22 protein-coding genes are annotated in these 24,517 nt (G+C 39.6%); 9 read left to right on the top strand and 13 right to left on the bottom strand.

The features are described from left to right. Positions 1–36 precede the first annotated feature (36 nt). The 3 genes from M2408_RS18010 to M2408_RS18000 all read left to right on the top strand — a co-directional run bounded on the left by M2408_RS18010 (position 37) and on the right by M2408_RS18000 (position 3,291). Positions 37–1,350, top strand: a complete 1,314-nt coding sequence (locus M2408_RS18010) for a murein hydrolase activator EnvC (protein WP_259184359.1) — start codon at positions 37–39, stop codon at positions 1,348–1,350. Between the two features lie 93 nt (positions 1,351–1,443). Further along, entirely contained in the window at positions 1,444–1,641 is a 198-nt protein-coding gene (gene tatA, locus M2408_RS18005) for a twin-arginine translocase TatA/TatE family subunit (protein ID WP_208642640.1), read from the top strand. Positions 1,642–1,824: 183 nt separating this feature from the next. Next, on the top strand, positions 1,825–3,291 hold the full coding sequence (locus tag M2408_RS18000) for a LysM peptidoglycan-binding domain-containing protein (protein ID WP_120262250.1): 1,467 nt from the start codon (positions 1,825–1,827) through the stop codon (positions 3,289–3,291). 8 nt (positions 3,292–3,299) lie between these two features. Here M2408_RS18000 and M2408_RS17995 read toward each other — a convergent pair whose 3' ends face one another. Next, on the bottom strand, positions 3,300–3,812 hold the full coding sequence (locus tag M2408_RS17995) for a phosphoribosyltransferase family protein (RefSeq protein WP_120262251.1): 513 nt from the start codon (positions 3,810–3,812) through the stop codon (positions 3,300–3,302). A gap of 105 nt (positions 3,813–3,917) precedes the next feature. After that, positions 3,918–4,499: a C40 family peptidase gene (locus M2408_RS17990; RefSeq protein ID WP_120262252.1), complete on the bottom strand. Its 582-nt coding sequence runs from the start codon at positions 4,497–4,499 to the stop codon at positions 3,918–3,920. 529 nt (positions 4,500–5,028) lie between these two features. Here M2408_RS17990 and thrA point away from each other — a divergent pair. The 5 genes from thrA to M2408_RS17965 all read left to right on the top strand — a co-directional run bounded on the left by thrA (position 5,029) and on the right by M2408_RS17965 (position 12,611). Next, positions 5,029–7,476 carry a bifunctional aspartate kinase/homoserine dehydrogenase I gene (gene thrA / locus M2408_RS17985; protein ID WP_259184333.1) on the top strand — a complete coding sequence of 816 codons (2,448 nt, stop codon included), beginning with the start codon at positions 5,029–5,031 and terminating at the stop codon, positions 7,474–7,476. Positions 7,477–7,564: 88 nt separating this feature from the next. Further along, entirely contained in the window at positions 7,565–8,503 is a 939-nt protein-coding gene (locus M2408_RS17980) for a homoserine kinase (protein ID WP_259184736.1), read from the top strand. A 126-nt stretch (positions 8,504–8,629) separates the two neighbouring features. Next, the gene (gene thrC, locus M2408_RS17975; protein ID WP_259184323.1) at positions 8,630–9,937 is read left to right on the top strand and encodes a threonine synthase; all 1,308 of its coding nucleotides are present in this window, start codon (positions 8,630–8,632) and stop codon (positions 9,935–9,937) included. A 229-nt stretch (positions 9,938–10,166) separates the two neighbouring features. Next, a complete protein-coding gene (locus M2408_RS17970) occupies positions 10,167–11,354 on the top strand; it encodes a class I SAM-dependent rRNA methyltransferase (protein ID WP_259184307.1) in 1,188 nt (395 codons plus the stop codon). Between the two features lie 60 nt (positions 11,355–11,414). Beyond that, positions 11,415–12,611, top strand: coding sequence for an MFS transporter (locus M2408_RS17965; protein ID WP_259184305.1), 1,197 nt, complete (start codon positions 11,415–11,417; stop codon positions 12,609–12,611). 143 nt (positions 12,612–12,754) lie between these two features. Here the strand turns inward: M2408_RS17965 and M2408_RS17960 are convergent, their stop codons facing one another. The 7 genes from M2408_RS17960 to M2408_RS17930 form a co-directional block, all read right to left on the bottom strand. Continuing rightward, the gene (locus M2408_RS17960; RefSeq protein WP_259184303.1) at positions 12,755–13,516 is read right to left on the bottom strand and encodes an SGNH/GDSL hydrolase family protein; all 762 of its coding nucleotides are present in this window, start codon (positions 13,514–13,516) and stop codon (positions 12,755–12,757) included. Between the two features lie 34 nt (positions 13,517–13,550). Further along, a complete protein-coding gene (locus M2408_RS17955; protein WP_259184301.1) occupies positions 13,551–14,738 on the bottom strand; it encodes an aspartate aminotransferase family protein in 1,188 nt (395 codons plus the stop codon). A 61-nt stretch (positions 14,739–14,799) separates the two neighbouring features. Next, positions 14,800–15,219 (bottom strand): hypothetical protein, encoded by a 420-nt coding sequence (locus M2408_RS17950; RefSeq protein WP_259184299.1) that lies wholly within the window; start codon positions 15,217–15,219, stop codon positions 14,800–14,802. Beyond that, complete coding sequence (locus tag M2408_RS17945; RefSeq protein ID WP_259184291.1) at positions 15,219–16,373, bottom strand: hypothetical protein; 1,155 nt, start codon at positions 16,371–16,373, stop codon at positions 15,219–15,221. Before M2408_RS17945 ends, M2408_RS17950 begins: the two co-directional genes overlap by 1 nt. A 33-nt stretch (positions 16,374–16,406) precedes the next feature. After that, positions 16,407–16,952, bottom strand: coding sequence for an RNA polymerase sigma factor (locus M2408_RS17940; RefSeq protein WP_077437639.1), 546 nt, complete (start codon positions 16,950–16,952; stop codon positions 16,407–16,409). A gap of 21 nt (positions 16,953–16,973) precedes the next feature. Further along, positions 16,974–17,927, bottom strand: coding sequence for a transketolase family protein (locus M2408_RS17935; RefSeq protein ID WP_259184281.1), 954 nt, complete (start codon positions 17,925–17,927; stop codon positions 16,974–16,976). A 2-nt stretch (positions 17,928–17,929) separates the two neighbouring features. Next, positions 17,930–18,778: a transketolase gene (locus M2408_RS17930; RefSeq protein ID WP_259184273.1), complete on the bottom strand. Its 849-nt coding sequence runs from the start codon at positions 18,776–18,778 to the stop codon at positions 17,930–17,932. 223 nt (positions 18,779–19,001) lie between these two features. On the opposite strand from M2408_RS17930, the gene M2408_RS17925 reads away from it, so the two are divergent. Then, the gene (locus M2408_RS17925) at positions 19,002–21,425 is read left to right on the top strand and encodes a glycoside hydrolase family 3 N-terminal domain-containing protein (protein WP_259184270.1); all 2,424 of its coding nucleotides are present in this window, start codon (positions 19,002–19,004) and stop codon (positions 21,423–21,425) included. Between the two features lie 131 nt (positions 21,426–21,556). Here the strand turns inward: M2408_RS17925 and M2408_RS26310 are convergent, their stop codons facing one another. The 4 genes from M2408_RS26310 to M2408_RS17900 form a co-directional block, all read right to left on the bottom strand. After that, the gene (locus tag M2408_RS26310) at positions 21,557–22,111 is read right to left on the bottom strand and encodes a NifU family protein (RefSeq protein WP_120262262.1); all 555 of its coding nucleotides are present in this window, start codon (positions 22,109–22,111) and stop codon (positions 21,557–21,559) included. A 72-nt stretch (positions 22,112–22,183) separates the two neighbouring features. Continuing rightward, complete coding sequence (purB, locus tag M2408_RS17910; RefSeq protein WP_259184263.1) at positions 22,184–23,533, bottom strand: adenylosuccinate lyase; 1,350 nt, start codon at positions 23,531–23,533, stop codon at positions 22,184–22,186. Positions 23,534–23,661: 128 nt separating this feature from the next. Beyond that, positions 23,662–23,883: a hypothetical protein gene (locus M2408_RS17905; protein WP_120262264.1), complete on the bottom strand. Its 222-nt coding sequence runs from the start codon at positions 23,881–23,883 to the stop codon at positions 23,662–23,664. A gap of 151 nt (positions 23,884–24,034) precedes the next feature. Then, entirely contained in the window at positions 24,035–24,256 is a 222-nt protein-coding gene (locus tag M2408_RS17900) for a hypothetical protein (RefSeq protein WP_120262265.1), read from the bottom strand. Positions 24,257–24,517 lie beyond the last annotated feature (261 nt).

Below are 24,517 nucleotides of genomic sequence, written 5' to 3'. Positions count from 1 at the left end.
AGGAAAGGAGCAAACACTAAATAAATAGTACTGTAAATGAACTTTAAAAAGACGATATTTGGTATAGTAGCATTCATTTTGATGATTGGTATTTCTGCTGCTCAGACGAGAGCTGAGCTGGAAAAACAGCGGGAGAAACTTACTCGCGAAATTGCTGAATTGCAGAATACTGTGAAAGAAATAGCCAAGGAAAAATCGTTGACACAGCAACAGGTAACGGCCTTGAGTAAGCAGATCAACTTACGTGAACAAAAGATAAACACAATCACTTCTGAGGTAGCAGTCATCAATAAACATATTAATGCGAATACGGCAGCAGTAAATAAATTGAAGGCCGAACTGGAAAAAATGAAACGTGATTATGAAAAGATGGTCATGTTTGCTTTTCGTAATCGTAATGCCTACAATAAACTGATGTTTATTTTTGCTTCGAAGGATTTTAATCAAGGATTTAGACGCGTAAAATATTTACAGCAATTTAATGATTCAAGAAAATTAAAGGCTGCGGATATCGAGAATACGAAGAAACAGATCGAACAAAAAATTGCGCAATTGCAAGCCGACCGAAATAAGCAGGTTGCATTGATGAAAGAGCAGGAAACGGAAAAGAGAACGATCTCTCAGCAACGCTCTGTTTACTCTGGGCAATTGAGTGACCTCATTGTTACAGAACGTGGTGTGAAGAAAGATATCACGCAAAAACAAAAAGAAGAACGTCGTATCAATGCTGCTATCAAAGAAATCATTAGAAGGGAGATTGAAGCTGAAAGAAGACGTGCAGAAGCAGCCCGTCGTGCTGCCGAAGCAGCCGCAGAACGTAATCGGAAAGCAAATGAATCTGCAAATGCTTCGAAAGGTAAAAACAATACGAGTACAAAAAGTAGTAATACAGCGCGGAAATCAGATTCTGAGGTCTTACGTAGCACACCAGAAGCGATCAAGCTTTCAAATGATTTTAGATCTAATCGTGGTAGCTTGCCTTGGCCGGTTTCGAATGCGAAAGTTATGCAAGGTTTCGGTGGTGAAAGCGTAGGTAGAAATGTGAACTGGGATCATGAGTCGGTGAAAATACAAACGTCCAGCGGGGCTCCAGTTAAAGCGGTTTTTGCAGGCGAGGTTAGTAGCGTGCTGACAATGTATGGACAACGTATTGTGATGATTAAACACGGTGAGTACTTTACAGTATATAATAACTTAGGTAGTGTAAGTGTTTCTAAGGGACAGAAGGTAAGTACAGGTCAAACAATCGGTACGGCAGATGTGGATTCAGATACAGGTGTACCAATGGTCGACTTCTCTGTTTATCAGGGATCAACACCATTGAATCCGATGTCATGGTTGGCGAGATAAGAAATAATTACTATATTTAATAATTATCACTACATTTGTAAAGAGGGAGAATAGATTTAGTTTAAAAGAATTGAAAAACAAGAAATTATAGATATGTCAACATCATTTTTAATCATGGGTTTGGGAGCGAATGAGATTATCCTCATTGTAATAGCATTGTTACTATTATTCGGAGGTAAGAAGATTCCTGAGTTGATGCGCGGATTGGGTAAGGGGGTGAAAGAGTTCAAAGAAGGTCAAAAAGAAGATTCTTCGGCTGAAAAGAAATCTGAAGTAGAAGATAACAAATAAGGGTAATTTTATCCCATATAGCATAAATACGATTTTGTGAGGAACAAAATCGTATTTTGTTTTATCCTGGACCTATAGCTGAATAGGCCAGAACCATTTTTATACTAAAATCCATTTCTAAGCGTTTAGATTATTGTTGATTTTTTAAGAAGAAAAATCAGACCTGGATTTAACAGTAAATTTATGATTGGAAAACAGACGTTAATTTCAATACTAGGAGGGCTGTGCTATGTACTGCCTATCATGGCTCAGGAAAGCGCTGTAGAAGGCATGAGAGAAGCCACGCATCAGGTTATTCAAGGAAGGATTGACAGAGAAAAGCAGGAGATTTATCAATACCTAGATAGTGTCAAATCTTCGGGAAATAGTCGACAGGATGATTCTACCATTACCGAAGAAGAAATACAGCTCGTTCGCAAACTCAAAGCAATCGAACGAGAAGTACCCTTAAATTACTCTCCACAGGTGAAAAACCTGATCTCCAAATACACCTCCAATAATTACAATCCTTATATGTGTAGAATGATGGGACTTGGACAGTATTACTTTCCAATGTTTGATCGCATCATGGATGAGGTTGGTGTGCCTAGAGAACTGAAATATCTGAGTGTGGTTGAATCGTCTTTGAATCCACGAGATATTTCAAGTGCTGGCGCTACTGGATTATGGCAGTTGATGTATTATGAGGCAAAGACTTATAACCTGACCGTAGATAGTTATACTGACCAGCGTATGGATCCCATCGCTTCCAGTTACGCGATCGCGAAAATCTTGAAAGAAGCTTATGACGAATATGGTGACTGGCTTTTGGCAATCGCATCATACAATGGTGGAAAAGGGGCTGTTGGACGAGCGATTCAACGTTCGGGTAAAGACAAACCTACTTTTTGGGATATCGCTCCCTATCTGACACAACAAACACAAAACTATATTCCCAAATTCATTGCTATGACTTATGCGATGAAGTATGCCGAGGAAAACGATATAAATGCAGCTGATACAGAGCTCTCTCTGAGAACCCAAGCATTAGACATCAACAAAAGGATCTCGTTAAATCAGATAGCAGCAGCTTTAGATGTATCCAAAGAAACCCTCCGCGCACTAAATCCTAGCTTTAAGAAGAATATTTTAAACGGTACCGAAGAAGCACCATTAAGATTAGTTTTGCCTGTATTGGATAAGAAAATAGCTACAGAGGAGCTATATGCTGCCCTCAATACACCTATACCCACTTCAGTGATGGCTAGTTCGGGCACTAACGAACCTACGGAACTTTTAAAAGATGGAAAATATAAGGTGAAAGTCGGAGAAACATTTGCTTCAGTAGCTGAAAAATTTGAGGTTACTGTTCAGGATATAAAGTCCTGGAACAACCTACGCGGAAATAAAATCGTACCGGGGCAAAATTTATTGATCAAGAAGGAAGATAATTTTGTTAATGCTAAATTAGCGCATAACGCTGAAAAATCGGTTAAGAAGAGTCAACAACGAGCTGCTAGCCGTACAGCATATTATGTGGTTAAAAAGGGTGATACCTTATCCCAAATTGCTGACAAAAACGGTGTATCTGTTAGCCGGTTAAAAAGCGATAATGATCTAAATGGAAGCCGGATTAAACCGGGAATGAAATTGAAAGTGTCAAAGAAATAGCAACATGGTTATACTAACCATGCTGCATCTTCTTCGTTATCAAATTCCTCTAGGGTAACAGTGACATGTTCTTTTAGGATGGTAGACAATTTGGTGCCATAGTAGTCACTAAAGATTGGGAACTTGTGATGGCTCCGATCGATCAAGACCGCTGTTCTCATCTTCCTTAATGGAACATTGAGAAACACACCCAAACCATAGGCCAGTGCTCTACCACTATTTAATACATCATCAACCAAGATGATTGTTTTGTCTTTTGCAATATCAACAGGTAAGTCTGTACCAGCACTCAAAGACCGGCTTGTTTTCTTCATGGTAACTTTAATCAAAAGAATTTCCTTGTCTGAGATATCCTTTAATATCGCCTGCAGGCGTTGCGCAAATACATAACCCCGATCGGCAATCCCAACCAAAACAAGTGTTTCGTCTTCAAAATTGTCTTCTAAAATCTGATAGGCAATACGGATAGACTTCTGTTTTATTTGTTCTTTATTTAAGATGAGCGTTTTCTTTGAAGACATAATAGTATTTCAATGATTATAGGGTAAAAATAGGATATTAAATTGTATAAAAAAAGTCCAAAGCCGTTTAAAGCTTTGGACTTTTTTATGTCGATAACTGAACCTCTAGTTCAGTTTATTATCTTTTTCTGCTTTCAATATTTCGGCAGTAAGCGATTTATTGTCTTCTGGTAAACGTCCACCGTTATAATAATAGCGTCTCCAGTATGGTTCGTCCAAATTGCTGATCATAACACCCTTGCTGGAAGAAGCATGAGCAAATTTATTGTCACCAATATAAACACCCACATGCGTAATGCTTCTACTTCTGATTTTAAAGAATACCAAATCCCCTGCTTTCAACTCATTCTTCTCTACAGTCTTTACTTGCGAATACTGGTTACGACTATTGTAACCCAATGACGTGTTAAATACTTTGTCATATAATTCGTAAGAAAATTTAGAACAATCAATGCCTCGTTTTGAATCTCCGCCCAAACGGTATGGAGTACCTAGCCATTCGTAAACAAATTGATAAAGTTTGGTGTTTGTTGTTGCTGAGACTGCAACACCCATAATTTGTGAGAAGTATTCTTTGGCAAGGTTATCAGGATCTGATTCAGGTTTGGAGTTTCTGTTGGTTTGTGCCTGCGACACTAGACATAAGCCGATAAATAGCATTGACGCTATAAATTTCTTTGTTTTCATTAAATCGCTTTTTTGTACAACATTTAACTTTTAAAATTCAATACTGTCATCTATTTTGGACAGCACTGTTGCGAATATAATACAATATCAGTTTAAGGTCAAATTTTTTTAAAGCTATTTAACGAAATTTTAACAATTTTAACATCTTTCTTAACGGTTTTTGGAGATATTGAAATTTAATCGGTCTGTCGAACTTTTACTACAAGCAGGTGGTGGTTTCAGACTCCCAAGAATAGTGGTGTTATGCTAGAATACTATTCTTTAAGGCTTGTTTTTGTGAAACTGAAAAAAAATATTAATTTTCTTTAGGAATGTGATAATATTTGTTCTATATTTACAATACATAAGCAAAAACAATGAACACAAACACAATTATTACAACGATTATTATTACCACCGGGATAAAACTCAGGAGGAAGTAGTTTCATTGTATATAATTGTAGACACAATATTTCGAAGCGCTTTCCTCAAAAGGGAAAGCGCTTTTTTTTGTCGCATAAATCAAACTAAACAAACAGTATAGATCAGTATGAAAGTTTTAAAATTTGGAGGAACTTCAGTCGGAACAGTAGAAAGTCTCAAAGCAGTCTTAAGTATTGTCAAGAAATCCTATGATGCTAAGGAAAAGCCCCTTGTGGTATTATCCGCGATGTCGGGTGTAACAAATTTACTAACCCAATTGGCAGAAGACGCAGCTGAAGGGAAGTCCTTTTCGGATGGACTTAAATCTTTGGAAGATAAACATTTTGCAGTTGTGAAAGAACTTCTCGCAGTGAAGTTCCAAAATCCTGTCTTCACGAAACTTAAGTTATTTTTCAATGAGATCGAGGATCTTCTCCAAGGGATTTTTGCACTGAGAGAATTGAGCAATCAAAGTAAAGACTTGATTCTCAGCTATGGCGAGCGCTGCTCCAATTATATGGTTTCTAAAGTCATGGAACAGTACATACCAGAGGCTTTATTTATAGATGCCTCACACTATGTAAAGACTGATTCGAATTTCGGGAATGCCCATTTAAATGAGGCATTGACCGAGCAGCTTGTGAAATCGATGTATATCACTCATGGTGACAAGCTGCTGTTTGTGACCGGCTTTATTGGGAGCAACGAGAATGGTCGCATTACCACCTTAGGACGTGGCGGATCGGACTATACAGCCGCTATCTTTGGGTCGATATTGGATGCTACGGCGATCGAAATATGGACTGACGTTAACGGAATGCTGACCGCTGATCCCCGGATCGTAAAAAAAGCCTTCTCACTCCCCGTACTTTCCTATACTGAGGCAATGGAACTATCTTATTTTGGTGCTAAGGTCATCTACCCGCCCACCATGATCCCGGCATTTTTGAAAAAAATCCCAATTGTTATTCGCAATACTTTTGAACCTGATTTCTCAGGTACAGTGATCCAATTTGACAGCGGAAAAACGGTACTACCGATCAAAGGGATTTCTTCTATTTCGGATATTTCTGTGATCAATCTAAGTGGATCAGGAATGATCGGCAAGTCAGGGTTTAGCGGACGCCTTTTTACACTGCTGGCTAGAGAGCAAATCAATGTTGTATTGATTACACAATCCTCTTCCGAACACAGTATCACCTTTGCGGTCAACCCATCGGATGCAAAGCGCGCGATCCAGTTGATCGAAATGGAATTCGAATTGGAAATTCAGGCAAATAAATTGGTCATCCCCGCTATCGAGGAAAATCTTTCTGTATTGGCCATTGTCGGTGAAAATATGAAACGGACTCCGGGAATGTCCGGTAGGTTATTTTCTGCACTTGGAAGGAACGGTATCAATGTCCGGGCAATAGCACAAGGCTCATCCGAATACAATATTTCGGTCATCATCGGTAAAGAAGATTTGGCCAAAGCGCTCAACGCTGTTCATGATGCTTTTTTTGCGGAACTGAAAAAAACATTGCATGTGTTTAATATCGGTACAGGTAATATCGGTGCGACGCTATTTAAACAATTAGAGGATCAGCACGATTTTCTACTCGATAAAAATGATATTGAGATCAAAGTTGTTGGAATTTCCAATAGCCGTAAAATGTTGTTCAATACCGAAGGTGTGGAACTAAATAATTGGTCAGCTGAACTCGAGAAAAATGGTTTCGAGGCAGATCTTGCTTTGTTTATCGAGAAAATGAAAGCCCTGAACTTGCCGAACTGTGTTTTCATTGATAATACTGCTAGTAAATTGCCCGCAACATATTATGAAGATATCTTTAAATCCAATATCTCCATCGTAACCTGTAACAAAATTGCGAATTCTGGAAAATATGCACAATATAAGACGCTTCGCGATACTGCACATAAACATGGAGTGGATTTCTTCTATGAAACCAATGTTGGGGCCGGATTGCCTATCGTAAGGGTTCTTAAAGACTTGATGCTCAGTGGTGACCGTATCTTAAAGATCGAGGCTATTCTTTCAGGTACTATATCTTACATCTTTAACAATTTCAAAGATGATGCTACTTTTTTCAATGTTGTAAAGCAAGCACAAGAATTAGGCTATACCGAACCGGATCCAAGGGATGATCTGGGGGGAATAGACTTTATGCGTAAAATGTTGATTTTAGCGAGGGACGCAGGTTATCCTGTCGAAGCAGAAGACGTAGACCTTGGACCAATTCTTCCAGCAGCCTGCCTGAAAGCTGAGACAGTAGATTCCTTTTATGCAGAATTACAAAAGGAGAATGCCTATTTTGAAGATATGAAAGCACGCGCTGCCCACGAGAACAAAGTAATCCGATATATCGGAAAACTGGAGAATGGAAAGGTTTCCATTGCGATCCAATTTGTAGATGAAAATCATCCTTTTTATGCGTTGTCGGGTAGTGATAATATTATTTCATTTACGACAGAACGGTATAAAGAACGTCCTTTGGTTGTCAAAGGGCCGGGGGCTGGAGCAGAAGTGACTGCTGCGGGTGTCTTTGCAGATTTAGTTAACGTAGGTGCATAAAACTATTTTAGAGGAAATAACGACTGAAGTAATGGCCAATAATTTAAATGTAGAATATCTAAAAGGTAAAGTAATCGATTTAGACAAGATGTTACCCGAAGTTCGGGTATTTGCTCCCGCAACAGTCGCGAATATGATCTGTGGTTTTGATATCCTGGGCTTTGCTGTAGAGCAGCCTGGAGATGAGGTGATCATGCGACGCAAGCAACAACCCGGCGTGAGTATAAAGCAAATTACAGGAGATGACGGTAGACTCCCGCTCGACCCGAGCAAAAATACTGTTTCGGCTTGTGTTCAGTACCTGTTGCAGGCACTAAATATTGCTTCGAAAGTAGGTGTTGAAATTGAGTTGCACAAGCATATGCCAATCGGATCAGGCTTGGGGTCCAGTGCTGCGAGTACCGTGGCTGGCCTCTTTGCGATCAATGTTATGCTTGGTAATCCATTGACAAAAGAAGAGCTTTTGCCATTTTGTGTCGAGGGGGAACGGTTGGCCTGTGGCACCGGACATGCTGATAATGTTGCACCAGCGCTTTATGGTGGTATCACGTTGATTAGAGGAAACGAACCTTTAGATGTTATTTCAATTCCTTCACCAAAGGAGTTAGTCGCAGCCGTGGTATTTCCGCAAGTAGATGTCCCTACACGTGATGCTCGACAATTAATTAAAGATAAAGTCCTATTAAAAGATGCAGTAACACAATGGGGCAATATTGCCGGGTTGGTTGCAGCTTTATTTATGGAAGATTATGACCTGATTGCACGCAGTATGAAGGATATTCTGATTGAACCCACACGCGCGATTCTGATTCCACAGTTTTATGAAATGAAGGAAATCGCTCTACAGCATGGTGCCTTGAGTTTCGGGATATCCGGTTCAGGCCCTTCCGTTGTCGCGATTACACGGGATGAGCAAATCGCAAAAAATATTGCGGACAGAATTCAGGCGCATCTCAGAGAAAATGAAATCGAGAGCTTCGGTTATGTATCAAAGGTAAATATCGAAGGACCGAGGGTGTTAAATTAGAGGTTTACTGTACCATGCAAGTAAAAACTAAGCAAGGTGCAAAGTATCTTACAGATTGCATAAAAATCGTACAATGTGCTCTTTTTGATTAATCAGAATAGATGTACATCAAATAAGTATTAAAAGATGAAATTTTACAGTACAAATAATAAGACATTAGCTGTTTCTTTTAAAGACGCAGTGTTTAATTCGCTGCCAGCGGACAAAGGGTTATATATGCCCGAGCAAATTCCGCAATTGGATCCATTGTTTATCAAAAATATACAACAGTATTCCCTGCAGGAAATTGCTTTGGAGGTTGCTTCAACTCTTTTGGGCAATGATATTCCTAAACCGGATCTAAAGAAAATTGTTGATGAAGCGATTAATTTTGAGGCACCCGTAAAATTCCTGAACAACAGTACAGCTGTTTTGGAGCTATTTCACGGGCCTTCTTATGCCTTCAAGGATTTTGGAGCGAGGTTTATGAGCCGTATTATGGCGTATTTTTCTAAAGCCGATGATAAGTTACTGGATGTACTTGTCGCAACTTCTGGAGATACAGGAGGAGCTGTAGCCTTAGGCTTCCTAGGAGTAGAGGGAACCCGCGTTACAATATTATACCCCAAAGGCAAAGTCTCCGAGGTGCAGGAACTTCAGTTGACTACAAATGGGCAAAATATACGCGCATTAGAGGTAGATGGCACGTTTGACGACTGTCAGGCACTTGTGAAGCAGGCTTTTAATGATGAAGAACTCAATCAGACTTTGCGGTTGACATCGGCCAATTCAATTAATATTGCCCGATTGATCCCACAGACCTTTTATTACTTTTATGCCTATGCGCAACTAAGATCTCAAGGGATCAATGAAGTCGTATTTACTGTGCCGAGTGGTAATTTTGGGAATATTGGGGCAGGTTTATTAGCTTATAAAATGGGGCTTCCTGTCAAACATTTTGTGGCAGCGACAAATGTCAACGATACAGTACCACGATTCCTTTCTTCGGGACAATATGCGCCTAAACCTTCTGTTCAGACATTGAGTAATGCAATGGATGTTGGAGACCCAAGCAATTGGGTGCGGATTCAGGATCTTTTTGCAGGTAATCTGACGGAATTAAAAGCTATGCTCTCTTCTTATACCTTTACAGACGAGGAAACAAAAGTTGGGATGGACAGGCTTGTTCAAGATGCAAATTATATTGCCTGTCCTCACACTGCTATTGCTTGGTTAGGTGCACAGGCTTATGCGAATGATCATCCAGGTACTTATGCCTCGGTATTCTTATCGACTGCACATCCTTGTAAATTCCCAGATGCGATAGATGCTGATGTGTTCGCAAAAATTGTATTACCAGACGGTGCAGAAGCGTTGCAGGGAAAAGAAAAATTAGCGGAACCTTTGGCGGTAAACTTCGAAGCGTTCAAAAGATATCTAATCAACCATAACTAAACGCGAAGGGGGCGATCTTTTTGAGCGTCCCCCTTTTTCTCTATTCGTAGCTTCTCCTATAATCACTTTTCAAATCTTTAATTCTTTGGGGCGTTTTCACTTTTTGGATAGTGTTTTTATAAACTAGCTTTTATCGATTATGGTTTAGGTATTCGCTGTTTTTGTTGCTTATGCTATTTATATCGTATGTTTCATTTGGATGTCGAAATAATAAGTTAATTTTGCAGTAATGAAATCAGTTTATTTGAATAAGGGTAAGGATAAAGCTGCCTGGCAATTGCATCCTTGGGTATTTTCCGGAGCAATTAAATCATTGTCCGATAAGATTGAAGATGGCGAAATTGTAGGGGTATACAATGCCGAGCGTGAGTTTATTGCGTACGGATTGTTTCACAATAGTTCGCGGGTGGCCATCCGTTTACTGGAATGGAATCCACAAGCTCAGATTGATGCGGATTGGTGGCGCACCCGTATTCAAAAGGCGATGGCAGCTAGACAACATTTGCTGCAGGAAAGCATTACCAATACCGTTCGTTTGATTTTTGCCGAGGCAGACTTTCTTCCGGGATTAATCGTGGATAAGTATGCTGATTTTATTTCTATTCAGGTCCATTCTGTAGGAGTAGAAAAGGTTAAAGATATCATTATTGCGGAGCTAAATACGCTGTTAAATCCTACTGGAATCTATGAACGTAGTGATCTGAAATCTCGTGAGCATGAGGGGCTACCAGATACAAATGGTCTTTTGTCTGGCGAGGTACCACCTGAATTCGTGGACGTCATCGAAAATGGCCTTCATTATAAGGTAAATATCATTGATGGGCAAAAGTCAGGTTTCTATTGTGACCAACGTGAGAACAGGTTATTGACAGCGCAATATGTTGCTGATAAAAGGGTATTGGATTGTTTCTGTTATTCTGGGGGATTTACACTGAATAGCTTAAAAGCTGGTGCAAGTGAAGTTGTGTCCGTAGATAGCTCTGCGTTGGCGATTGAAACTCTTGAAAAAAATGTTGCCGAAAACGGGTTTGAGCCAAGTCGGCATAAAGCAATATTGTCTGACGTCAATAAGCAATTGCGTAAGTTTGTAGATGAGGGCGAAAAATTCGATTTGATCGTCCTAGATCCACCAAAGTATGCACCTTCCCGTTCAGCTTTGGAAAGAGCATCACGGGCTTATAAAGATTTAAATCGTCGGGGTTTAATGCTGTTGAATAGCGGTGGGTTATTGGCGACATTCTCTTGTTCCGGAGCGATGGATATGGATACCTTTAAACAGGTGCTTGCCTGGGCCGCATTGGACGCTGGTAAAGAGATACAGTTTATTCGGCAATTCCATCAACCCGAAGATCATCCCGTTAGGGCCTCCTTTCCGGAAGGAGAATACCTTAAAGGACTGTTGGTACGTGTATTATAAATAAATGCAGATATATAGGTTGATTTGAATAAATCGACCTTTTTAATTTAAAGCGAAATCATGATCAAAGAAAATGAAACTAGACCTATTTTTTCTATTTTGTTTGCCGTGAGTATGGTGCACCTGCTGAATGATCTTATTCAGGCTGTAATTCCTGCCACATACCCTTTATTAAAAGAAGAGCATCACCTGAGTTTTTCTCAAGTGGGGATGATTACATTAGTATATCAGATTGCCGCTTCAATTTTTCAGCCTGTTGTCGGCTCATTTACGGACAAACATCCTGTTCCATATTCACAGATTATCGGTATGTCCTTTTCGCTTGTGGGTATGTTGTTGTTTTCCCAGGCACATAGTTATGCATGGATATTGTTCTCCGTTTTTCTTGTGGGGATTGGCTCCTCAATTTTCCATCCAGAGTCTTCACGTGTGGCTTACATGGCCTCAGGTGGCAGAAGGAGTATGGCACAGTCCATTTTTCAGATCGGTGGGAATGCAGGGACAGCTCTAGCACCTATTATAGTTGCTTTTCTGGTCTTACCTCGAGGACAGCAGGCTATTGCCTGGATGTGCTTATTTACACTTGTTGGCCAGTTTATTTCCTATTATATCGGTACTTGGTATAAGCGTCGACTTGCAAATGTTTCGAGATCAACAAAAAGGAATATTCGTGTTCCAGATCTTCCCAATTCACGAATTGTTGCAACTGTCATTATCCTATTGTTGTTAATCGTTTCCAAATATTTCTATATCGCAAGTATTACTAATTATTTTCAGTTTTACACGATGAAAAAGTTTGGGATCAATGAGGTGGAAGCACAGGTGTACCTGTTTTATTTTCTGATTGCCGTTGCGGTGGGGACCTTGCTAGGTGGAGCATTCGGAGATCGTTTTGGACGGAAATATGTGATTTGGTTTTCCGTTTTAGGGGTGGCCCCCTTTGCATTGGCCTTACCCTATGTTGGCCTCACAATGACCGGGATACTGATTGTGATCATCGGATTAATATTGTCATCTGCCTTTCCTGCAATTATCGTATATGCACAGGAGTTATTGCCTAAGAAGCTGGGTATGGTTTCTGGTTTGTTTTATGGATTTGCATTTGGCATGGGGGGAATCGGGTCTGCGGTACTCGGATGGCAGGCGGATCATACGTCCATCGAATTTATTTACCATCTATGTTCGTATTTACCCTTAATCGGTGTCGTCGCCTATTTTCTTCCTAATCTACAAAAAACACCCTATAAAGAGATTTAGAATATGATATATTAAAAAGCGGGAATATCCAATCTTTTTGGATACTCCCGCTTTTCTTTAGTTTTATTTATATCCCCTTAAAACCTCTTTTGAAGTAATCAATTCTCAGGGGCTTTTACTTTTTGTATAGTTTTCTCTTTATACTATTTTATACAGTCCATCCATGCTGCTGCCATCAGTTGCGCTCCAGCAAGGGTAGGGTGCACACCATCCGCTGCCCAATAGGCTCCTGGGGCAGTCTTTTGGGCATTGTCAAAGATTTTTTGATAGGGAAGGAGTATCGCGTTGAACTCTTTCGCAACATTACGTGCGGTCTCCTGATAAGCTAAAAATTTGGGGTACCAAGCATCCGTGATATGGCCTACCCCTTTTACAGCAAAAGGTTCTCCAATAATCAGTTTAACATTCGGAAGTTTTTGTAATGTCTCCTGCAACAATTGTTGGTACTGTGACTTATATTCTTCAACAGTCGTTTTGGCTCCGCTGTCTATCGTTCGCCAAAAATCATTTACGCCGATCAAGATACTTAATACAGTTGGTTTGAATGCCAATGTATCCTCCGCCCAACGTTTTTGAAGGTCGGGAACACGATTGCCACTAATTCCAGTATTATAAACCTTCAGTTTCTTTGCGGCATATTTATTCAATAATTCGCTTGCAGCCAACAAGGCATAACCCTGACCTAGGGCCTTGGTGTCATTGGGATTTCTGTTATTCCTATCGCGGCCTACATCCGTAATGGAATCCCCCTGAAATAGGATGACATCTTCGTCATTCAAACTTATTTTTGAAGATTTGAAACTATCCTCATAGGCATAAGCTTCGTTGCCCAATAAATTGGCTCCAGTCAAAAGACCGGCGCCAATGATACTTTTTTTGATAAATGATCTTCGGTTTGTGCTCATTATTAGGTTTTTGTTATGCTTAAAGTTACATACTTTAAGCATACTTTTCCAAACCTTTTATAATGATGTTACAGGCTTTTTCAATTTCAGCTTCCGTAATGGTCAATGGTGGAGCCACACGAAGTGCTGTTTCACAGTGAAGATACCAGTCAATCATAACACCATGTTCCGCACAGTATTTACTGACATTATAAACCTGCTCAAAGTTGTCCAACTGTAAGCACATCATAAGGCCTTGACCTCGGATTTCTTTAATTGCTGGATGGCTGAGCTTTTCCCTAAATAAGTTGGCTTTATGGGCTACCTGTTCAACTAGTTTTTCCGATTTGATCACTGCGAGTGATGCACGTGCGGCAGCACAGCTCACGGGATGTCCTCCGAATGTGGTGATATGACCCAACATCGGATTGTCTTTAATGACATCCATTACTTCTTTAGCGGCAACGAAAGCGCCCAATGGCATACCGCCACCAATGCCTTTGGCCAACATTAGGATATCAGGTACAATACCGAAATGTTCGAAAGCAAACAGTTTTCCTGTACGACCAAAACCAGTCTGGATTTCATCGAAAATCAACAAGGTGTCAGTATCGTCACAACGTTTTCTTACCGCTTGCATATAGGCCACATCGGGGACTCTGACACCAGCCTCTCCTTGAATAGCCTCCAGGATCACAGCAGCTGTTTCAGTTGTAATTTTCGTTAAGTCTTGTGGGTCATTAAACCTAATAAAGTCTATTTCTGGAAGGAGTGGAGCATAAGCCTTACGATAATCATCGTTCCCGATAAGGCTAAGTGCACCCTGTGTACTTCCATGGTAAGCCTTTTTTGCAGCGATAATCTGTCTCCGCCCAGTATATTTCTTGGCTATTTTCATAGACCCTTCGACAGCTTCTGCACCACTGTTGGTCAGGTATACTGATTGAAAATTTGAAGGTAATTCCGCCAGTAGTTCTGTCGCAAACTGGACTTGGGGAGCTTGTACAAATTCACCATAAACGGTGACATGCAAATATTGATCGAGCTGAGCCTTTATTGCTTCGAGTACCTTGGGGTGACGATGCCCGATATTACTCACATTAAAACCGGAGACAAGATCCATATATTCTTCCCCATTTGGCCCATAAAGGTAGACACCTTCGGCCTTAACCACTTCAACCAATCTAGGTGAGCTAGAGGTCTGAGCAGTGTTCATCAAAAATAATTCTCTATTGCTTAGCATGATTATACAAATGTCCGAAAATAAAAAAGAAGTCTTCAAGACTTCTTTTTTATTTTTGAGATTATTTCCTCCTATTTTGTAAAGATTTGTAGAGATGTTCCCTGAACTCCTGTTCTACTTCAAAGAATTGTGAAGCTCGGGCGTTGCCTATCACCTTGGCAAATTTTGCGCGGTACTCCTTTTTTATCTGTACTTCTTTGGCATCATATTGCAATACATCCCTCGATCCTCCTCTAAAACTGTTTTTAGGGGCTCCATTCAGTTTTTCTTTCCGGATATCCCATAATGTTTGGCTATATTCATTATAGAGTGGGAAGAATTGCTGTGCTTCTTTGGGTGTTAAATCTAGTTCCTTAGTAATATAAGCTATCTTTTCATTTTCAATAGCTTGAAATCGATTTTTGTCTTGCGCAAAGCCCAAGGCAATAGAAAATATACTAAAGAACAATGTTATCCATATGTTTTTTTTGTTGAACATCATTATAAGGTATAGTTTAGATAATCTTCTATCTCTTGTTTAGATATGTTAGTACCAAATCCTTTCGTTGGAAGATTTGTTTCATCCGTATATTGGGACATATATATTATGTCATCACCTGAAGCCGATGCCGAAAGGTAATTAATAATTTCCTGCTTGGGTATTTCAGACAAATGTTGACTGAGCTGTTCCTCGGCTACATTATCTTGTGCGATCGTATTTTGCTGCTGGAATTGATAGCCCCAATATCCACCTAGACCTAACATGGCTGTGAACGAAGCTGCCACAGCATATCGGGTATACCATTTTTTTGGCTTTCCTAAGCGACGGATCGGAGTTGAATCTCTTTCTTCTTTTATACCCTGAATAGCCCCGATAATTTTGTCTGAAAGCGTATCAAAATAATGTGCTGGCAGGTCAAAACCTGTGATAGGAACCGTATCTTTTAATTTTTCTTCCGCAACACGAGCAAAAATAGTTTCTTCAAGATCCGCATGATAATCTACAGGAAGGTCGAAACCATCCGTTGAGATAGCTTCCTTCAATTCTGCTTCCGCAACACGAGCAAAAATAGTTTCTTCAAGATCCGCATGATAATTTACAGGAAGATCGAAACCATCCGTTGAGATAGCTTCCTTCAATTCTGCTTCCGCAATACGAGCGAAAATAGCATCTTCAAGATCTGAATGATATTCTACAGGAAGGCCGAAACCATCTGTTGAAATAACTTCCTTCAATTCTGTTTCTGCAACACGAGCGAAAATAGCGTCTTCAAGATCCGCATGATAATTTACAGGAAGGTCGAAACCATCCGATTGGATTTTTTCTTTTAAGTTTTCTTCCGAAATTCGATGAAAGATATTTTCTGTTAGTTTATCTGAATACTGTTCAGGAATAGCGAAGCCATCTCCAGCGACCTGAGCTTTGAGAGAGTCAGCTGCTATTTTGCTCAGCACAACATCAGGGAGCGAATCAAAGTATCCTTCAGGAACCTCAAATACAGAATCATCGTTGCATTCTATCCATTTGACTTGCGCTATTATTTTAGATTCTAAATCACTGAAATAATTTTCAGGCACGCCAAAAGGATTTTCACGCAATGATTCTGGAAGATGATTAGATTCCAGCCCATCATGATATGTGCTATTTTCCTTCATAGTATTTGTTAGAACCGAATTTCGCTAAAAGGTTTAATCGTGGTTGTTAAAAAAAGCCTCTATTTTTTTTACTGCCAAATGGTAAGATGCTTTTAATGCACCAACACTTGTACCGAGTACATCAGAAATCTCTTCATACTTCATGTCTTCAAAATATTTCATATTGAAAACTAATTTCTGTTTCTCTGGCAATGTTAATAAAGCCTGTTGCAATTTCATTTGAGCTTTGTCGCCATTAAAGTAATTGCCATCAGCAAGTGTCTCTGCTAAGTAAGCAGTCGTGTCGTCATCCAACGACACGTTCTGCTTTTGCTTTTTTTTATTTAAGAATGTAATGCATTCGTTTGTTGCAATGCGATATAGCCAGGTATACAATTGTGAGTCTTCACGGAAGTTCCCGAGGTTCTTCCATACCTTGACGAAAATATCCTGAACGACATCATCTGCATCATCATGATCGATTACCATTCTTCGCACATGCCAATAAATCTTTTGCTGATATTTTTTCAACAATAAACGGAAAGCTTCTTCTCGCGTACTTTCTTCGGCGAATTTTGCTATAATTAAAGCGTCATCCATATATTGACCTGTGTAGTTTTGTTATTTTCTTTTGATTACTTTCTGAGCCGCAGCAACGATAGCGTCAGCGTTCAAACCGTATTTTTCCATGAGTTGAGCTGGAGTACCTGATTCACCAAAACTATCGTTGACCGCTACATATTCTTGCGGTCTCGGTAATTCTTTGGCTAATACCTGTGCAACGCTGTCGCCCAATCCACCAAGACGGTTGTGCTCCTCAGCTGTCACAACACATTTCGTTTTAGCAACTGATTTCAAGATCGCTTCTTCGTCCAACGGTTTGATCGTATGGATATTGATGATTTCGGCGTTGATACCCAATTCTGCTAATTTTTCACCCGCTTGGATGGCTTCCCATACCAAGTGACCTGTAGCGATGATGGTCACATCTGTACCTTCATTCAATAAGATTGCCTTTCCGATGACAAATTCTTGATCAGCTGGAGTAAAGTTAGGAACTACCGGACGACCAAAACGTAAATAAACCGGACCTTCAAATTTTGCCGCCGCAATAGTCGCTGCTTTTGTTTGGTTGAAGTCACAAGGGTTGATTACAGTCATTCCAGGTAACATTTTCATCAATCCAATGTCTTCCAAAATTTGGTGTGTAGCACCATCTTCACCCAAGGTTAACCCTGCATGAGAAGCAGCAATTTTTACATTTTTGCCTGAGTACGCGATAGATTGACGGATTTGGTCATAAACACGGCCTGTAGAGAAGTTGGCGAAAGTACCTGTGAAAGGAACTTTACCACCAATAGTAAGTCCAGCCGCGATGCCCATCATGTTTGCTTCAGCAATACCGATTTGGAAAAAGCGTTCTGGGAATTCTTTGATAAAATCGTTCATTTTTAATGAACCGATCAAATCAGCACATAATGCTACTACATTTTCATTTTGTTTTCCAGCTTCCAATAAGCCAGCACCAAAACCTGAACGTGTATCTTTTGACTCTGTGTAAGTATATTTTTTCATTTCTAGTAATCTCCTAAAGTTTCAGTAAGTTGATTCAATGCCGACGCCAATTGTTCGTCATTTGGAGCAACACCGTGCCATTTATGAGAACCCATCATGAAATCAACACCTTTTCCCATCTCTGTGTGCAATAAGATAACCACTGGTTTACCTTTTCCGGTACGTGATTTTGCTTCTTCCAAGCCCGCAACTACTGAAGCCATATCATTTCCTTTAGTCACTTCCATCACATCCCAGCCAAAAGCTTCCCATTTTGCGTGAAGATCGCCTAATGACAGTACCTGATCTGTCGATCCGTCTATCTGTGCATTATTGTAATCAACAGTCGCAATCAAGTTGTCAATCTTGTTGTGTGGTGCATACATTGCAGCTTCCCAAACCTGGCCTTCCTGCAATTCACCATCACCCATTAATACATAAACTAGATTATTGTCTTTATTCAATCTTTTTGCCTGTGCGGCACCGATAGCAACGGATAATCCTTGACCCAAAGATCCTGACGCAATACGGATGCCTGGAAGACCTTCGTGTGTCGTTGGGTGCCCCTGTAGTCTGGAGTTGATTTTTCTGAATGTTGCCAATTCGCTTGCTTCAAAATAACCCGCATGTGCCAATGTACTGTAAAATACAGGTGAAATGTGTCCGTTTGACAAGAAGAATAAATCCTCTCCTTTTCCGTCCATATCAAAGGAAGGATTACGTTTCATTGCATTGAAATAAAGCGCCACAAAGTAATCTGTACAACCTAAAGAACCACCTGGGTGTCCTGATTGACAAGCGTGTACCATACGTACGATATCACGTCTTACTTGTGATGCAATTTGTTCTAGTTTGTTAATATCTGCACTCATTTTTTTTGTTGGTTTCACAATTGGTCGTAAAGTTAACTATTTTTAAGCTAGATGCTTGTTAAAAAGTGAATTTCTTTATTTAGTATGGGCTTTATGGTGATACGCATAGCTATTTGGTTAAATAGGTCCTTAGCTTGCGAACGGATACCATTTCAATTTTAGACCTTTTCATGTTAACTTTTTTTGTACCTTGCTTTTAATTATAAAACCCACAATTTTCAAGATGATGCCTAATCAATCTAAACGTTTTCTGTTTGTTGCGACATTTTCCGTACTACACTTCTATTCTTTTGCTCAGGATAAACCCGTTTACCATAAAGATTGGATTGACTTCAACAAAAATGGTAAAAAGGATATCTATGAAGATCCCAAACAATCCGTAGTAAGTCGAGTGGAGGATCTGTTGAGCCAGATGACGACGCAGGAAAAGGCCAATCAAACCGTCACACTCTATGGTTATGGAAGAGTATTGAAGGATGAACAACCTACAGCTGCCTGGGACAATGAGATTTGGAAACATGGATTAGCCAACATAGACGAGATGTTAAATAGTCTTGCCTATAATAAGTCCGCAAAAAGCTCTTTTTCTTATCCCTTCAGCCGCCATGCTGTTGCATTGAATAATGTACAAAAGTGGTTTATCGAACATACCCGGCTAGGTATTCCAGTTGATTTTACTAATGAGGGAATACACGGTCTCAACCATGATCGGGCGACGCCACTACCGGCTCCGATTAATATTGGAAGCACCTGGAATACCAAATTGGTGCGGGGTGCAGGTGAAATAGTGGGGCGAGAAGCGAAATATTTAGGATATACCAATGTCTATGCCCCGATTCTAGATGTCTCCCGAGATCCAAGATGGGGACGTGTTGTGGAAACTTATGGTGAAAATCCCTTTCATATCGCAGAAATGGGTAAACAGGCTGTCTTGGGTATTCAGCAAAATGGTGTTGCGTCAACATTGAAACATTATGCCGTTTATTCAGTACCTAAGGGAGGGCGAGATGGAAATGCAAGGACAGATCCACATGTTGGTTTTCGTGAAATGCATGAACTTCATTTATATCCATTTAAACGGGTTGTCAAAGAGGCTAAACCAATGGGTATTATGAGTAGTTACAATGACTATGATGGTGTACCGGTCTCGTCAAGTAAATATTTTCTGCAAGATTTGCTACGGAAGGATTATGGATTTGAAGGATATATAGTTTCGGATAGTGAGGCGCTGGAGTTTATCAACAGTAAACATCATGTTGCTGTAGACTATAAAGATGCAATACGACAAGCGTTAGCGGGAGGACTCAATGTCCGGACGAATTTCGATCCACCGAGTACATATCTGACACCATTGATGGAACTTATCAACGAAGGCGGGCTTGATATGAATGTATTGGATCAACGTGTTCGGGAAGTATTGACTGTCAAGTTTAAGTTAGGATTATTTGATCATCCGCTTGTCGACAACACAACATTGGCGGACAAGAAAATCCATACACAGGCAGATGAGGATATTTCCCTACAAGTGAATAGAGAATCCATTGTTTTGCTTAAGAATGAGCAGCAGCTATTACCGATAGATGTCAATAAGTATAAGCGGATTTTGGTGACGGGCCCTATGGCCGAAGCAACAAATTATACAACAAGTCGTTATGGGCCATCCAATAATCCAATTACAACTATTAAAGATGGCATTATCGAATATGCTAAAGGGAAAGCAGTCCAAGTAAACTACTCGAAAGGGGTGGATGTTGTCGATAAGAACTGGCCCGAAAGTGAAATTATCCCAACAGATCTGTCTAAAGAGGAAATCGAAAGCATGACCGAAGGTGTACGCCTAGGGAATGAGTCTGATTTGATTATTGCTGTCATGGGAGAATCGGAACGTGAAGTTGGAGAAAGCCGGTCTCGCTCAGATCTCAATCTACCAGGTAAACAACGTGATTACCTAATGAAGTTAAAAGAAACAGGAAAACCTATCGTTCTGGTACTCGTTAATGGACGTCCATTGTCTGTCAATTGGGAAAATAAATACTTACCTGCTATTGTCGAAACTTGGTTTCTAAGTGGTCAATCTGGACACGTTGTAGCAGATATGTTATTTGGTGAGTATAATCCGAGCGGAAAGCTTCCGATTTCATTTCCTAAATCTGTTGGACAGATCGAAATGAATTTCCCGACCAAGCCTGCGGCACAAGCGGGACAACCCGGTGTTGGTCCCAATGGCTGGGGAAATAGTCGCGTTGTTGGATTTCTTTATCCTTTTGGCTATGGCTTAAGTTATACTGATTTTCAATTTTCAAATTTGCGTCTGAATAAAAAGCAAATTCGACCGACAGACTCGCTGACAGTTACAGTGGATGTACAGAATATCGGAAAAAGAAAAGGAGCAGAGGTCGTTCAACTTTATATCAAGGATGTTGTTTCTTCTGTAACAACTTACGAGATGGATCTGCGTGGTTTCGAAAAAATCGAATTGAATCCCGGTGAGAAAAAGTCTGTCCAGTTTTCAATTTTACCGGCGCATCTTGAGTTGTTGGATCAATACAATAAATGGACTGTAGAGCCTGGGAAATTTGAAATCTTTATTGGAAATTCATCTGCTAATCTACCATTGAAAGATTCATTCGATGTGACTAAAGAGTGATGCTCACAGCACCTGTTTGTGCAAAAAATAAATCCCCTATTAGGGCATACTAGATACAATTAGCTATAAAAAAGGATTCAGCAAAATTTCATATTGCTGAATCCTTTTAAAAATTCTTATGTTATCTATGATTACATTGCTTCGGCAACAACTTCTGTCACACCTGGGACCATACGCTTCAATAAACCTTCGATACCAGCTTTTAAGGTGATCGTTGATGAAGGGCAGCCACTACAAGAGCCTTTTAGCTCAACAGTTACAATACCTTCGTTGAAAGATTTGTAATGAATAGCACCACCATCTTGTTCAACAGCAGGTCTTACATAATCATGTAATACTTGTTGTATTTTCACTTCTGTTTCTGTTCCTTCAAAGTTTACTTCCGTATCATGATGCACAGCTTTCACCGCAAGCTCAGATTCTACAGCACCTTTTACGAAGTCTTTCAATAAGGCTTCGATATCTTCCCATTCCGCATCTTCTGTTTTGGTAATGGTAACAAAATTGCTTGCAAAAAATACACCGTTTACGAAATTGAATTTGAATAATTCCAGCGCGAAAGGTGAATCTTGTGCAGCTTCTTTATTTGGGAAATCCACACTACCATTGATCAATAACTTATTGACCAAAAACTTCATAGTTGAAGGATTGGGAGTAGATTCTGTATATACGTTGATAGTAGCCATTTAAATTTTATTTTTATTCCAAACAAAGATAGATCAAAACAAGCGTTGTTAAGGTCATCTATAAGTCAAAGCTTATAAAGTGACACCTGTGTAATTAGAAGGGCTGATTGCCTTTAATTCCGCTTTTACCTCTTCAGATACGTTGAGATTATCTACAAACGTTGCAATGGTCTCTTTGGTCACATGCGTATTGGTACGTGTTAGATCTTTTAATGCTTCGTAAGGTTTTGGATAGCCTTCTCTGCGCAAGATCGTTTGTAACGCTTCAGCAACAACTGCCCAGTTATTTTCAAGATCATTCGCAAGCGCCTGTTCATTTAAGATCAACTTACGTAAACCTCGCAATGTCGATTTGAAAGCAATTAGGGTATGTGCAAATGGAACGCCGATATTACGTAATACAGTCGAATCTGTAAGATCCCTTTGAAGACGTGAAATAGGTAATTTAGCGGCTAAATGTTCGAATATCGCATTGGCAATCCCTAAATTTCCTTCTGCGTTTTCAAAATCAATAGGATTGACTTTGTGTGGCATTGCAGAAGATCCGATCTGACCAGCAGTGATTTTCTGCTTAAAGTATTCCATGGAGATGTAAGTCCATACATCACGGCATAAGTCAATGATGATGTTATTGATTCGCTTTAATGCATCACAACTTGCAGCAAAGTTGTCATAATGTTCAATTTGGGTCGTGGTTTGTGAACGATCCAATCCTAGAATATTATTAACGAAATTATTACCGAAGGCAACCCAGTTGGTCTCTGGATAGGCCACGTGATGAGCATTGAAATTACCTGTTGCCCCACCAAACTTAGCTGAATAAGGTACGGTATGTAAAAGTTGTAACTGACGTTCGATACGCTCGATAAAGACATAGAGTTCTTTACCTAGACGAGTTGGAGATGCTGGTTGTCCGTGTGTACGGGCAAGCATTGGAATGGCCGACCAAGAGGTTGCCAAAGACTTTAGCTCATGCAGCAATTCTTCAATGATCGGTGTATAACTTTCTTTGATTGCCTCTTTCCATGAAAGAGGGATAGCGGTGTTGTTGATGTCTTGAGAAGTCAGACCAAAGTGAATAAATTCAAGATGATCCTGTAGTCCTAGTTTTTCAAATTGATCTTTTAAAAAATATTCAACGGCTTTAACATCATGATTGGTAACTTTTTCAGTGTTTTTGATCCAGATTGCATCTTCTTCGGAAAAGTTACGGTAGATATCTCGCAATTTTTCGTTCAATGTGTTGTCAAAATGCTGCAATTGAGCGATACCCGATTCACTTAATGCGATAAAATATTCAACTTCAACACGAACTCGATATTTTATTAAAGCAAATTCGGAGAAAAAAGCCGAAAGTTCATTGGTGTTATTGTAATAGCGTCCGTCAATAGGCGTGACTGCTGTTAAGGATGATAAAGCCATAGATTGAATGATTTTTGGCAAAGGTAAAAAAATGCTTGGAGCTTAGCAATTTAATTGGGTGAGATATAAAAAAATGCCTCCTTATTGAGGAGGCATTTCTATACTGGTTGAAATTCTGTTTCGAAGAATTATTTTTTAGCAGCAGTATCAACTTTAGAAGCAGCTGAATCAACTTTTTGAGCAGCTGAATCAATTTTGTTAGCAGCTGAATCCAACGTGTTAGCAGCAGAATCAACTAAAGCAGATGCTGAATCAACTGCATCAGTTGATTTTTTACCAGTTTCACCACATGAAGCGAAGGCTACAGTTAAAGCCAATCCTAAGAAACCTAATTTGAATGCGTTTTTCATTTTATTAAAATTAAAAGTAATTTCTAAATCTTGTTATTTAAGACTTAATACAGGTAAATTGAAAAGGTAACCCTGCTGCCCAATATTTTTTAAAAAAAGAGAGGCTTCTCTTGCGAAAAGCCTCTCCAAATGCGTTATTCAGCTTCTAAAATTATTTTTTAGCAGCAGTATCAACTTTTGAAGCAGCTGAATCAACTTTTTGAGCAGCTGAATCAATTTTATTAGCAGCTGAATCCAAAGTGTTAGCAGCAGAATCAACTAAAGCAGATGCTGAATCAGTAGCACCTTCAGCTTTTTTCTCAGTGTTGTTACAAGATGCGAAAGCTACAGTTAAAGCTAAACCTAAGAAACCGAATTTTAATGCGTTTTTCATTTTCTAATTTTCTAATTTAAATTGAAATATTTTCTTTTTCATCTCTTAATACACGGAACCCCAAAAGGTAACCCAAAAAAAATACATTTTTTTTAATTGTGTATAATGTACTTTAAATCAGTTGTTTATTTTCTTTGTTTGCTGCCATTTTACTGAGCGAGATGGTCCATTTAATAGAAGAAATTAAAAATAGGCGCAAACGATTTGATAGATAAAACTGTTTAGATAGCTATAGTACGGGGAAAACAGGCTTGAATAGAT

It is taken from the genome of Sphingobacterium sp. BIGb0165 (genome assembly GCF_024810095.1).
GTDB classification, from domain to species: Bacteria; Bacteroidota; Bacteroidia; order Sphingobacteriales; family Sphingobacteriaceae; genus Sphingobacterium; species Sphingobacterium detergens.
The sequence above is the reverse complement of the archived record's forward strand: the minus strand, read 5'-3'. Positions and strand labels throughout refer to the sequence as shown.

Coding starts and splice junctions, on each gene's coding strand:
- M2408_RS17995 (WP_120262251.1), bottom strand. CDS start 3,812: ATGTCTTCAAAGAAAACGCTCATCTTAAATAAAGAACAAATAAAACAG.
- M2408_RS17965 (WP_259184305.1), top strand. CDS start 11,415: ATGATCAAAGAAAATGAAACTAGACCTATTTTTTCTATTTTGTTTGCC.
- M2408_RS17945 (WP_259184291.1), bottom strand. CDS start 16,373: ATGAAGGAAAATAGCACATATCATGATGGGCTGGAATCTAATCATCTT.
- thrA (WP_259184333.1), top strand. CDS start 5,029: ATGAAAGTTTTAAAATTTGGAGGAACTTCAGTCGGAACAGTAGAAAGT.
- M2408_RS17940 (WP_077437639.1), bottom strand. CDS start 16,952: ATGGATGACGCTTTAATTATAGCAAAATTCGCCGAAGAAAGTACGCGA.
- M2408_RS26310 (WP_120262262.1), bottom strand. CDS start 22,111: ATGGCTACTATCAACGTATATACAGAATCTACTCCCAATCCTTCAACT.
- thrC (WP_259184323.1), top strand. CDS start 8,630: ATGAAATTTTACAGTACAAATAATAAGACATTAGCTGTTTCTTTTAAA.
- M2408_RS17970 (WP_259184307.1), top strand. CDS start 10,167: ATGAAATCAGTTTATTTGAATAAGGGTAAGGATAAAGCTGCCTGGCAA.
- M2408_RS17935 (WP_259184281.1), bottom strand. CDS start 17,927: ATGAAAAAATATACTTACACAGAGTCAAAAGATACACGTTCAGGTTTT.
- purB (WP_259184263.1), bottom strand. CDS start 23,533: ATGGCTTTATCATCCTTAACAGCAGTCACGCCTATTGACGGACGCTAT.
- tatA (WP_208642640.1), top strand. CDS start 1,444: ATGTCAACATCATTTTTAATCATGGGTTTGGGAGCGAATGAGATTATC.
- M2408_RS18010 (WP_259184359.1), top strand. CDS start 37: ATGAACTTTAAAAAGACGATATTTGGTATAGTAGCATTCATTTTGATG.
- M2408_RS17955 (WP_259184301.1), bottom strand. CDS start 14,738: ATGCTAAGCAATAGAGAATTATTTTTGATGAACACTGCTCAGACCTCT.
- M2408_RS17990 (WP_120262252.1), bottom strand. CDS start 4,499: ATGAAAACAAAGAAATTTATAGCGTCAATGCTATTTATCGGCTTATGT.
- M2408_RS17960 (WP_259184303.1), bottom strand. CDS start 13,516: ATGAGCACAAACCGAAGATCATTTATCAAAAAAAGTATCATTGGCGCC.
- M2408_RS17950 (WP_259184299.1), bottom strand. CDS start 15,219: ATGATGTTCAACAAAAAAAACATATGGATAACATTGTTCTTTAGTATA.
- M2408_RS17905 (WP_120262264.1), bottom strand. CDS start 23,883: ATGAAAAACGCATTCAAATTAGGTTTCTTAGGATTGGCTTTAACTGTA.
- M2408_RS17930 (WP_259184273.1), bottom strand. CDS start 18,778: ATGAGTGCAGATATTAACAAACTAGAACAAATTGCATCACAAGTAAGA.
- M2408_RS18000 (WP_120262250.1), top strand. CDS start 1,825: ATGATTGGAAAACAGACGTTAATTTCAATACTAGGAGGGCTGTGCTAT.
- M2408_RS17980 (WP_259184736.1), top strand. CDS start 7,565: ATGTTACCCGAAGTTCGGGTATTTGCTCCCGCAACAGTCGCGAATATG.
- M2408_RS17925 (WP_259184270.1), top strand. CDS start 19,002: ATGATGCCTAATCAATCTAAACGTTTTCTGTTTGTTGCGACATTTTCC.
- M2408_RS17900 (WP_120262265.1), bottom strand. CDS start 24,256: ATGAAAAACGCATTAAAATTCGGTTTCTTAGGTTTAGCTTTAACTGTA.